10 protein-coding genes are annotated in these 11036 nt (G+C 43.8%); 2 read left to right on the top strand and 8 right to left on the bottom strand.

Annotated features, from left to right (window positions below):
• Positions 1–557: 557 nt before the first annotated feature.
• The 6 genes from AC1DU2_RS16520 to AC1DU2_RS16495 all read right to left on the bottom strand — a co-directional run bounded on the left by AC1DU2_RS16520 (position 558) and on the right by AC1DU2_RS16495 (position 7173).
• On the bottom strand, positions 558–3335 hold the full coding sequence (locus AC1DU2_RS16520) for a family 78 glycoside hydrolase catalytic domain (RefSeq protein ID WP_477385351.1): 2778 nt from the start codon (positions 3333–3335) through the stop codon (positions 558–560).
• Between the two features lie 28 nt (positions 3336–3363).
• The gene (locus AC1DU2_RS16515; RefSeq protein ID WP_477385350.1) at positions 3364–3639 is read right to left on the bottom strand and encodes a hypothetical protein; all 276 of its coding nucleotides are present in this window, start codon (positions 3637–3639) and stop codon (positions 3364–3366) included.
• 41 nt (positions 3640–3680) lie between these two features.
• Positions 3681–5012, bottom strand: a complete 1332-nt coding sequence (locus AC1DU2_RS16510) for a serine hydrolase domain-containing protein (RefSeq protein ID WP_477385349.1) — start codon at positions 5010–5012, stop codon at positions 3681–3683.
• A 333-nt stretch (positions 5013–5345) separates the two neighbouring features.
• Positions 5346–5849 carry a DinB family protein gene (locus AC1DU2_RS16505; RefSeq protein ID WP_477385348.1) on the bottom strand — a complete coding sequence of 168 codons (504 nt, stop codon included), beginning with the start codon at positions 5847–5849 and terminating at the stop codon, positions 5346–5348.
• Positions 5850–5854: 5 nt separating this feature from the next.
• Positions 5855–6676, bottom strand: coding sequence for a helix-turn-helix domain-containing protein (locus AC1DU2_RS16500; protein ID WP_477385347.1), 822 nt, complete (start codon positions 6674–6676; stop codon positions 5855–5857).
• Positions 6677–6687: 11 nt separating this feature from the next.
• Complete coding sequence (locus AC1DU2_RS16495; RefSeq protein ID WP_477385346.1) at positions 6688–7173, bottom strand: YbhB/YbcL family Raf kinase inhibitor-like protein; 486 nt, start codon at positions 7171–7173, stop codon at positions 6688–6690.
• 643 nt (positions 7174–7816) lie between these two features.
• Between AC1DU2_RS16495 and AC1DU2_RS16490 the strand changes: the two genes are divergently transcribed.
• Positions 7817–9445: a DKNYY domain-containing protein gene (locus AC1DU2_RS16490; protein ID WP_477385345.1), complete on the top strand. Its 1629-nt coding sequence runs from the start codon at positions 7817–7819 to the stop codon at positions 9443–9445.
• 99 nt (positions 9446–9544) lie between these two features.
• Here AC1DU2_RS16490 and AC1DU2_RS16485 read toward each other — a convergent pair whose 3' ends face one another.
• Entirely contained in the window at positions 9545–9793 is a 249-nt protein-coding gene (locus tag AC1DU2_RS16485) for a hypothetical protein (RefSeq protein WP_477385344.1), read from the bottom strand.
• Positions 9794–9864: 71 nt separating this feature from the next.
• Here AC1DU2_RS16485 and AC1DU2_RS16480 point away from each other — a divergent pair, with 71 nt between their 5' ends.
• The gene (locus AC1DU2_RS16480; RefSeq protein ID WP_477385343.1) at positions 9865–10029 is read left to right on the top strand and encodes a hypothetical protein; all 165 of its coding nucleotides are present in this window, start codon (positions 9865–9867) and stop codon (positions 10027–10029) included.
• Between the two features lie 201 nt (positions 10030–10230).
• Here the strand turns inward: AC1DU2_RS16480 and AC1DU2_RS16475 are convergent, their stop codons facing one another.
• On the bottom strand, positions 10231–10944 hold the full coding sequence (locus AC1DU2_RS16475; RefSeq protein ID WP_477385342.1) for a DUF4397 domain-containing protein: 714 nt from the start codon (positions 10942–10944) through the stop codon (positions 10231–10233).
• Between the last annotated feature and the right edge of the window lie 92 nt (positions 10945–11036).

Below are 11036 nucleotides of genomic sequence, written 5' to 3'. Positions count from 1 at the left end.
ATGGTACTTGTTCCTCAAGAATAAACAAAATGGCAATAGGTTTTCTTAGCCATATTTGAACTCTACCATGAATAAAAAAAGCCGGACTTTCGTCCGGCCATGGTATCGTTCGCAAATATTATTGCTGGCAGGTTGCACCTCTGCAGAGCCTGGGTACTCTTATATCTGCATTTGCTATATACTGCTTTTTTTAACTAATTCCACCAACTATTTTTGGCATCATTACCGGAATATACTAAGTATGTTGCCACACCAGCAAGAGGGCTTGCGCCAGCGGGGGCTGTTTGCCTTTGTTGGAATTGTCTTCAACAACCTCCATTCTGGCGGCAATTTGTTAAAACTTATGCCAACTTACCCTCATCTGTAGCTTTTTTATTAATTGCCACCGATTTTAGTTAGTCGAGCCTTAAAAACAAGTTAACTATTTGATTGTAAAATAATTAACTTGTTTTTAAGGCTCGACCATTTAGATGCGTTTGCCCTGATACATCTGCCGCTATAACTCACTACCTTCTTCTTTTACAATAAGTTCCCGGAGAAAGGCTGCTCACACATTGCTATTTGCCAGCCACGGTAAAGGAGTACTTACCAGATCCCGCTTTAATGAGTGCTTTGCCGTTTTTAAATCCTAAAAGTTTTATATTTTTATTAATGATGATGCTTTTACCGCCTTCCCTAATTAAGCTGTTTTTTTTAGCCGGCAAATAAATTATTGCGCTGGCATTAACCGGGATGGTTGTGTTCATATAAAAAACAGCAGGTGTTTTTTTCCATTCGTTGCTAATATTACCATACGGAGATTGATAGTTTACTTTCACCTCGCTTACATCACCTACCGTTTCGGGACGAATGATAATATGGCGGAAGCCTATTGATCCTGTATCTGCCCTGATGCCTCCAAGGCCGCTATAAAACCATTCCATTAAGTGGCCCAGCATAAAATGGTTATTGCTGGATATACGGTTACCCTGCCACGATTCGGTAAGCGATGTTGCTCCCTGTGCAATCTGGTAACCATAACCCGGCACGTCTGAGCGGTTATTCATATCAAATATTACATCAGAACGGCCTGCATCATCCAATACCCTCAATAAATAGCGGTAACCAATGTCGCCGGCAGTGATACCATTGTTATGATTACGGATATCCTGCACAAGGTTGGCAACTACCTTATTTTTATCTTGGGGATTGACCAGTCCCATATATACCGACATGGCATTGGCCGCCTGGCTGCCTGTACCGTATTGACTTGTTTGTGTATTAAAAAACGTTTTGTTGTATGAAGCTCTTACCTCGACGCCCAATGCGGTATATTTTTGTTCGTCTTCGGGCTTATTTAGTATCCGGGCAATTTTTGATAGCAGGGTTAAATCATAATAGTAAATGGCGGTGCTGGTTATTCCTGCAGGCGTCAATTGCGACGGCCCCAGATCCCCCGGACCTATATCATACCAATCGCCGAGGCCGAAGTACAGGATATGGCCCTTTGATTTTTTTTCAAGATAGGCCACATAATGTGTCATCATATCATAACTCTCGTTCAATATTTGTTTATCACCGTACCATTGGTAAACGTAATACGGCAAAATAATACCGTTGCTTCCCCATTCAGGCGAATCGCGAAAACCACCGTCAAACTGTACAAACTCTGGCGCTATGTCGGGTATTAAACCGTCTTTTGTTTGCGCGTTTATCATATCCTTTATCACTTTACGGCAAAGGGTGGCAATATCATAGTTATAGTGTATCGAACTGCCAACCAGGTGTGCTTCTTCCAGCCACCCCAGCTTTTCGCGGTGAGGGCAGTCGGTAAATACACTGGCTGTGTTGCTTTTTATAGCCCAGTCAATCAGCTTAAATATTTTATTGAACAATTCATTGGAGCAACTGAATGATCCGATTGTAGCAGCGCTGTTGCGGGTATGCAGGCTTTTAATTTCTACAATGGCGGGCAGCGCCGAACTTTCGGCTTGGTCTGCAGGCACCGCGCCCTCAACCTGAACGTAGCGGAAACCATAATACATAAACTGCGGATGCCATACCTCGGTACCCTGACCGCTAAGCGTATAATTAAAGTAAACAGGGCTTCCAACAGGGGCCTGCATAACAAGGCCTTTGTCGTCCAAAAGCTCGGCAGGGGTAATTTTAACAACAGCCCCGCGCTTACCTTTTACCATTATTTGCGGAATGGCCGATGCGTTTTGCCCCATATCATACACCCAAACACCTGGCTTGGGGTGCGTAATTTTTTTAACGGTAAACTGATCGGATATCTTTAACGGTTCCGCCGCCTGCGCTTCAAGTATCGGGGGGCCGGATACAACAACTGCCTTCCTGAACTGTGTATCGTTAAAGCCGGCTTTATCCCAACCTTCATTGTATAAGGTCGCGTTGTAATCTTCGCCACCGTAAATGCTTGAAAATGTAACCGGGCCGGGGGCTGCTTTCCAGCTTTCGTCGCTCACCATATTCTGGGTTGTACCGTCTTTGTATTCAATTAACGCACGGCATATCATTTTGGGATAGCCGTAGGCGCCTTTCAGTTTATGATAGCGTTCGCCCGGGATGTAGTAAAAACCATTCCCCAGCATTACCCCAAATGCATTATCGCCCTTTACCAGGTTTTTAGTAATGTCGAACGAAACGTATAAAGCATGTTTATCATATTGTGTCCATCCCGGATCTAAAAAGTGGTCGCCAACCTTTTTTCCATTGATGCTTAATTCAAACTGACCAAGTCCGGTGATGAATATGGTCGCCTTTTTAATTTCCCTTTTTATATTAATTTCCTTGCGTAGTATGGGTAAAATGTCTTTGCCTTTATTCCACCTGTTGTCACCGGTATTCGCAATAGCAGGTACCAGGCGCAATGAATCGGGAATGTTTTCATAAGCTATCCATTTTGCACCTTTCCAGTCGTCGGCTGTTAATAAGCCCATCTGCCATTGTGAAGGCTTGCTCCAGGCCGAAGGTTTACCGTGGTTATCCCAAACCATTAGTTTCCAGTAATAAACCTTTGCATCTGTTAGTTTTTTGCCTGTGAAAATAACCTGGATAGACTGATCAGACATTGTCTTCTTTGTGTCCCAAATGTTTCCATCGTTTTTCTGTAACAGCAACGGATCATCAGCAACTAATATGCGGTAAGCAGTTTGGTTAACATTTTGTGCATTAGATAACAAAAGCCAACTAAGCTGCGGGTTTGGTGTATTTATGCCCAGAGGTGTATCCCGATATTCGCACCGCAGACCCGATACAGCGATTTGGGCAGATATTTTTAGCGATGCCAATAACAATAAACCACACACACCAATATTTTTAACACTCAGGATCATAGGTATATTTTTTATAACAAAATTAAAATTATTCGCTGGTAATAGTTACCGGGCCAGGTAACCCTGACGGTATTAACGGCGAGTTTTTATCAAAATAATTCCAGGTTGTAAAGCAGAAACGTCCTTTTGATGGCCGGGCTTGCTTGTTTAGGAACCAATCTGGAAATTCTTTTAAAAAATGGCCTTCGCGGTGGCCAGGCAGCCATTCGGTGTCGGCAAATTCTTGTTCGTCGCCAACCAGGCGGTTCGCCCATACATTGGTAACTTCAATAACAAGGGAAACCTTGCGGGAACGGAGAAACAACAATAGGAAAATTTTACAGTTTAACCATGGATTGTTTCCACCTATTTAACCCTGGTAAACAAATAGGTTTCACCATTTTGAAAGTAATAAAAAGTATGCTTAACGGTATCAAACCTAAGTGAAACCCCTGCCAAATCCAGTACAAATTTATCGTTACCCCTGGCCTCAAGCGGATAGGCGCTTTGGCCGGTGGCTTGCCCTATCAACGTTGTTTTGTTTTTAGTAATAGCTATTTTTAAGGGCATTTTGGCGCTGGTGTAATTGCCGAGGTATTTATCAAGATCGGCACTTTTAAGCTCAACGCTCTTAAATTCGGGCATTGCAAAGGGCTTGTTATAATAAATGCTCAAAGCATCCATCACAATCTCATCAGTAGGATACCGTAGCCCATTAGCAGCATAAGCTACCGACAGCTTATCGGCCGGGAAATAAATAAGCTGACTCAAAAATCCGTCGATACCGCCGTCGTGCCCATAGCCTGTTTTATCATCAAAGGGAAAAATAAACATCGCCATACCAAAATTATCCTTCATCAGTTTCATGTGCTCTAAATTTGCGTTACTGATGAGTTTACCTGCAAAAAGCGCGTCGATAAAGTGAACCAGGTCGGTAGGTGAAGCTATAATGGCCCCTGCGCCGCCCGGAATACTCATATCTGTTTCGGGCACCTGGCTCCATCCGGAGATGTAGTTATAGGAATAAGCTTCATTATTTAGGGGATCGGTTTTAGTGCCGTAGTAAGTATCTTCCAATCCTATTTTGGTTGTAATCCGCTCCTTTAATTCTTCGGGATAGCTTTTACCGGTAATTTTTTCGATGATGTAACCCAGCAGTACAAAATTTGTATTGCTATACGCGGCTTTAATACCGGGCTCAAAATCGGCTTTCTGTTTTGCAAAAATGGCTGTCATTTCCGTTTCGGATTTCGGCTTGCCCATATATTTAACATAACCCGAATCAGCGGTGAAATTATGAAGCCCGCTGTGGTGGCTCAGCATTTGGGCAATAGTAATCTTGCTTGCATTGGGTAATTGCGGGTAGTACTTAGCCAATGTAGTAGTCAGCGTTAGCTTACCCTCTTCAATAAGCTGAAAGATCATAACAGCAGTGAACATCTTGGTGATAGACCCTACCCTGTACTTGGTGTGGATATTTGCCGGCGTTTTAATAGTGCCATTTACCCGGCTGTAGCCAAAAGCGTTTTGGTAAACAATTGTTCCGTTATCTGCTATCGCGATGCTACCCATGTTTTGCTCATGCGCATTCAGGGTAACCAACAAACTATCTAACCTGGGCTTATTAAAACTATGTTTATGGCAGCCGGATACCAGCACCAATATCGGCAATAAAACAAAAAGCAGCTTTCGGATCATTTTTGCAACAGTTCAGGTAATAAAACAGTAACGTTTGTTGTGGTGCAGTATTGCGTGGCGGTTACTTTAAACGGGGGATTCCTTTAAATACCCGGCCGCATAAAACTATCCGGCAGCCTGAAGACATAGGACAAGTAAATGGAACGCGGAAAGTTAGACCGGCATGGGGCATTTAGCATGAGCTGGCTTGGGGTTTTGTATTGTTAAAACGAACTGAAAAAAAGCTCTAAAAGAAAAAGAAAGCCCCTAACACCAACTTTCGGTATGCTTCCCAAAACGGCCAAGTCGCTACCTGCTATTAATAAACAATTGCGCTATCATAATCAATTACACTTAGCTATTTAGATGGGTAAGGTAATAGGTTACCTGGTCGAGCGATGAGAGTTTGTCAAAACCTGCCTGCCTTAATAGTGTTACCAATTGCCCGCGATGGTAGGTTGAATGGTTGATGCTATGCGCAAATGTTTGCCAGTAAGGCAATTGCCCTGATCCTCCCCTGGGGTAGACAAAGGTTACGGGATCTGCATAATTTTCTTCCGGGCAGTTTTTTATAAAATTTTGCATCCCGACTGAAGCCGTTTTCCAGATATCGATCAGGTCATTTTTAGAGCCGTCAAAATGAGCGGAAAGGTAGATGGCCGCTGGTGCTTTTGTCCAGAAATCTATCCAAATCTTTTCCGCACTGGCAATATGTACTGCCGTTTGCCTAACACTACTAAAACTGCTGGTCAATGGTTGTTCCCATTGCTCATCGCTAATTTGGCTTAGCCAGCCAATAGCTTTATCATTCGCCCAGCTGTTGTAAGTAGCCAAGGCCGTAAAATATTGTTTGGTCATTTTTTCTAATTATTTAATTGATACTGTTTGGGCGTTATACCATGTACCTGTTTAAAAGATTGTATAAAGCTGGATAAGTTCTGGTAACCCAGTTCATAATAAATATCACTGGCTTTGTGACCATTTTGCTTAAGTAGCTGTGCGGCTTTCTCCATTCTTTTTTCCAGCAGCCATTTGCTGGGCGAAGTGCCGTAAAGCCTGGCGAAGCGCCGCTTAAAGGTTGATAAGCTTGCATTGCACAAAAAGGCCAGTTCTTCTACGCTCACCGGCTGATCAATATTGGCATTTACCGCTTGCCTGATAACGATATCGTCGGCTGCCTGCTGGCTCATGCCGCGCAGTTTTTGTAAAGTTCCGGGGTAACTTTCGCCCAGGTAAAGCAATAGCTCATACAATTTTAATTGCTGCATATTTGGCGAGATGGCTTGATTTCCAGCAAGCATATGCCCCAAAGAACTGACAAAGTTTTGGACGAAGGCATCTTGTTCGAAGCGGAGGATAGGCTCCTCCTGTAGTTGATTGGCGGTCGCCAGAAGCAGGTCCTGGTGCCGGATAAAAAAATCGGCCAGTACGCGGTTATCAAAAGAGATCAGGATACTTCGGTAATTGCTACCCGGCGCCGCTATTTTTTCGCTCATGAGGCAATTACCGGCGGCAAGCAGCAAAAACTGCCCCGGTATAATGCTCACCACTTTGCCTGCATAATGAACAGTCTTTTCGCCTTCCAGCAGGAAACTAAAAAGATTTTGCTGCAGCGTGATCCGGTTCCTGATACTGGCCCCTTCGGCCCGGTAACTAAAAATACTAATCGGTTCTGCTTGTTTCATTTCAGGCTAATTTAATGCTTTTGCCCATAAACCAGCAACGTAGCTTTGGCAAGCGTTGCGTAATGCAGGTTGAATCCCACATAGGCTGGCGTAGCATTTTGATCTAATTGCAGTTTTTGCCCCAGCGCATAAACGGTGATCAGGTAACGGTGCGCTGGGCCTTCAGGTGGTGCCGCGCCAGCATAACCGGGAAAACCCATATCGGTGTTGCTTTGTATGGTGCCTTCGGGTAACAAGTTTTTGCTGATGTCGCCTGCATTCGCCTGCAATTCGGTTACCCCGGCCGGGATATTAAAAACTACCCAATGCCAGAAACCACTGCCTGTTGGTGCGTCCGGGTCGTACATGGTCAGGGCAAAAGCCGCTGTTTCTTTCGGAGCGTTCTTCCAATAAAGCTGCGGCGAACGGTTCTGCCCGGTAAAACCCATGCTAGCTGCGTATTGTTCTGTGTTTAATTGCCCGCCCAGCTCCTTGCTTTTTAACGTAAATGTTGTCATTGCTTCTTTTATTTGATAAGTCAAAGGTAGGCGGTAACTATGAAGTGAACTGAGGGTCAAACGTTCAAAAAGTATCGCTAAACGGTCAATTTATTCGGGAGAGATAAACCCGGCATTGAGATGGCCCGGCTGTCCGCAGAGTCCTGTTGTCCGGATGGTTTCGCCGAATGGTAACACGCTGGTGCCCCTGATGGTTAATCGGGGTACCCCGCTGATAGGTAAACGCCATGCTAAAACGGATTAGCAAATGTATCGATAGCCTCACAATAGCCCTGCTGTTTCAGCCTGATAACGCCAACCAGAAGCTAAATGACCATCTCGCCAATGAACCAGTGAACCAATGACCGCCCCCCCCCCCCCCTTTTTTTTGACTTTTGAGTTTTAACTTTTGAATTTAATTATGGTGTTGCCTGCGGCCCGTGCTGTACGTTCATACGCGCACAAGGCATTAGGCGCGGGCCGGTACCCACTTCCATCACTAACGCGAGCTGCGGGCGAAGATTTTTGATTTGTGCTACAAATGATCGTTGCGATTTGCATGCGGGCCACAAGGGAGGCCCTCACGGCAGCGGGGGGCGCACGATTGGCATAATTGATAAGTTATCTCCTCAATAAAATGTAACTTAGATGAAGTAATAAATTTATGTTTTTTCAAAAGCGATTAGTATCGATACTTATTATTACGCTGGTGCTATCTGCCACTAAAATCCTGAACGCTCAAAGTAAAATGGCAGCATATCCATTGAGCTACTCCAGATGTATTTATGCCGGAGACGCGATTTATATTATTAATCCAGGATATGTAGTTTACCAGGATTGTAACACCAGGACAATACTACATCCCGATATGGTATCTTTTAAAACTATGGAATGGCGGGAAGCCGCCAGATTTGCCATTGATAAAAACGGGGTATATTTTGAAGGTAAGTTAATTAAAACAGATACCGCCGGATTTGAGCTCATAAGGGGGAACTACGAGAAAAGTCATTATATATGGAAGACCAAACGGGTTGTGTATGATAATCAATCCGAAATAAAAGATGCTGACGCGTCGACTTTTATTGCCTTAAATGGCAACGCTACTTATTTTAAAGATAAGAATTCAGTTTATTATTTAAATAAAAGAATTCCAATTGCCGATGTTAAAAGCTTCAACGGGTTGTATGATAAAGCCTGGACTTACAGTGCTGATACGGTTTTGACCTATCATGGTAAAAAGCTGCATTCGATTAACCATTCACTTGCTAAAACCGATGATGAGGTTGTCTATCTACTTAAAATGACGATTGTAAAAAGTATAGATCTGCAATCGTTGAAAGGGATATCATCCAGTTACAGTGCAGACCGTTATCACGTTTACTGCGATACAACGGTTGTTGAAGGAGCGGAATATCACCAGGAGCTGGTAAAAACATGGGAGCAGGTAAATACCGTAATTTTAACAGATGGCTATCGGTTTTATCTGCATGATATGCCTTTCGAGAGCGGACTTGACCCAGCAACTTTTCACATGTTTAGGTATAGCGACTTGTTTTATGATAAAAATGGTGTTTATTACCGGGGGTGGGATGACAAAGCAAAAAAAGTAATTGCCATTAAATTCTCCTTTAATTACGCCGTGCCAGTAACACCCGATAATACTTTCCTGAGTGAAAACTCCCTGTTTCTCATCTATGCCAAACAAGTTTATGATCTCAACAAACGCCAGTTTGTAACGGGGTTAACAAATCACGAAATAGAAAAGTTAAAATCGATGCCGTCCCGATATTTTTGGAATGGCCCGCTTCTGGATATATTAGACGGCAAGGTAAGGTTTTTGCACAACGACCTGATTGCTAAAGACCGCCATCTTTTTTACAGGGATACCGCCATTACAAACTTCGATGCCCGTTTTTTATCGTACATCGGCAACAATTACTACAGCTATAAAAATAACGTTTTCTTTTTTAATCAAACCACGCTTGTTCCATTGCCCGGTGCCGACTTTGCCACTTTTAAAACTGCTCCGTACCTGACGTATGATAAATACAATGTGTATTTTGGCAGCACGCCTGTCATTAAAAGCAATCGTATTGAATTGCTCGCCATTTTTGCAGGCCCCCGTTATGGTGGCGACGAGGGTATGTATATTATCAACTGGTATCTATATCACAACAGCAAGGGATATTGGATTAAACAAACTACTAACGCGCCGGCTAAATTCATCGGGAAAGCAATAGATCCTAAAATTATTGAACTCCCACAGGGATTTAAGTTAGCAGGGCAAAAATAATAATGCTTTGTTCTTGATGTTACCGCCCCACCCTTGGCGCAGTCTTGTGGGTTTGGATGTGGGTGGCTGACTTGTGATTTTCTTACTAAATTCCTGTATTTAGTAACAGCACTCAACTTCCATTAAAATACCACCTTTTTCCTCGTAATTACTGGCACTGCTGTAAAGATAGTCGGCAGCTTCAGTAACCAGACCTGCTTTAACAGGGTTTTGATGAATGTATTCTAATTTTTGTGAAAAAAGATTAGATTTCGGATGCAACTCAATTGGATGATTTTCCTGTTCCCAAAATTGATAATGAGTGTTGTTACCATTTGCCTTACCGGCATCTGCAAATATGCGAAGCATCCAATTTCGCCTGCTTTCTGACCTCCGCTGGTGCACGCGTGTCGCGTGTACCCCGCTGATAGGTAAACGCTATGCTAAAACGGATTAGCAAATGTATCGATGGTCTCACAATAGCCCCGCTGACAGGTAACCGCCATGCTAAAACGATTTTTATCTTCAGCGATAGCATACCCGGCGTTCGCGTTAGGGATGGCAGCGGATACAGGCCCATGAGCTTAATGCCTGCAGGCGTATGAGCGCACAGCCCGGCCCCATTTCTACCAATGGGGCAACGCCCTTGTTTGGTAAGTGGTTGATTGGGCGAGTGGTTGATTAAGTTGAAAGGCAGTGTTTGGTGAGTGGTTGATTAGGTTGAGTGGTTGATTAAGTTGAAAAGCGAGGCTTATTCTTTAACGCCTGTTAACCCAGTCAACCCAATCAACCACTCACCTAATCAACTAATAATAATATACATTCTCCTGCACATGAGCGGTCAGCTTTTTTGTATCGGTAGCTGCCGAAAGGCCCTGCACCCAGATGGTGTTGAGCGTTTTATTTTTGATGCGCACATCGGTAAGGGTATACAATACGGTAGCTGTACCGGCCTTATGAATTTCGAAGGTATAGGTGCTGCCGCCGGTAACGGTTACAAACGGGGTGTATTGTTTGTAGGTTTTTGCCGATGCCAGGGTGGCGCCGCCTTTAACAACCAGGTCGAGCGCCTGGTTATCGGGGCTCAGGTTAACCAAGCGGATGCCGGCTTTGCCTTCATCCGGTACGCCTACCGAGTCGGGGATAACCAGTATGGCAGGCGCGCTTACCACGTTAGCCAAAAATACCGAGTAAAGCTTATTGGCGGCAAAAGTAGCCGTATCGCTGATGATTTTTTGGCTGCTATTGCCTACGTAAAATGTGATGGTGCGTTTGCCGGTATAGGCGTTGATGTAATCCAAACTTTCGCCGCTTGGGATGTAAAAGTTATTGGCCCGGTTCTGGTCGAGGAAAAAATCAACCGGCTGCGCATCGGGCGAGGCATTGATTGCCGAAACCAAAGCTATTTTAGGTGCTATGTATTGGTGGTCATCGTGGTCTTTAAGGCACGATGTTAAAGAAACCGCAAGCAAACATATCATCCCGATCATGCCTGCCCTTTGTGTAAAAATTTGCTTCATAGTAATGGTTAGTAAGTATATATAAAAGCATTACGGATGTTTTTTTGCAAACGCTACAATAGGAGTTGGATTTGAGACGTGAGATATGAGAT

It is taken from the genome of Mucilaginibacter sp. P4_C11, from assembly GCF_056402115.1.
Note: the sequence above shows the minus strand (reverse complement) of the source record. Positions and strands in the feature narration are given on the sequence as shown.

Coding starts and splice junctions, on each gene's coding strand:
- AC1DU2_RS16520 (WP_477385351.1), bottom strand. CDS start 3,335: ATGATCCTGAGTGTTAAAAATATTGGTGTGTGTGGTTTATTGTTATTG.
- AC1DU2_RS16510 (WP_477385349.1), bottom strand. CDS start 5,012: ATGATCCGAAAGCTGCTTTTTGTTTTATTGCCGATATTGGTGCTGGTA.
- AC1DU2_RS16505 (WP_477385348.1), bottom strand. CDS start 5,849: ATGACCAAACAATATTTTACGGCCTTGGCTACTTACAACAGCTGGGCG.
- AC1DU2_RS16500 (WP_477385347.1), bottom strand. CDS start 6,676: ATGAAACAAGCAGAACCGATTAGTATTTTTAGTTACCGGGCCGAAGGG.
- AC1DU2_RS16495 (WP_477385346.1), bottom strand. CDS start 7,173: ATGACAACATTTACGTTAAAAAGCAAGGAGCTGGGCGGGCAATTAAAC.
- AC1DU2_RS16490 (WP_477385345.1), top strand. CDS start 7,817: ATGTTTTTTCAAAAGCGATTAGTATCGATACTTATTATTACGCTGGTG.
- AC1DU2_RS16485 (WP_477385344.1), bottom strand. CDS start 9,793: ATGCTTCGCATATTTGCAGATGCCGGTAAGGCAAATGGTAACAACACT.
- AC1DU2_RS16480 (WP_477385343.1), top strand. CDS start 9,865: ATGCTAAAACGGATTAGCAAATGTATCGATGGTCTCACAATAGCCCCG.
- AC1DU2_RS16475 (WP_477385342.1), bottom strand. CDS start 10,944: ATGAAGCAAATTTTTACACAAAGGGCAGGCATGATCGGGATGATATGT.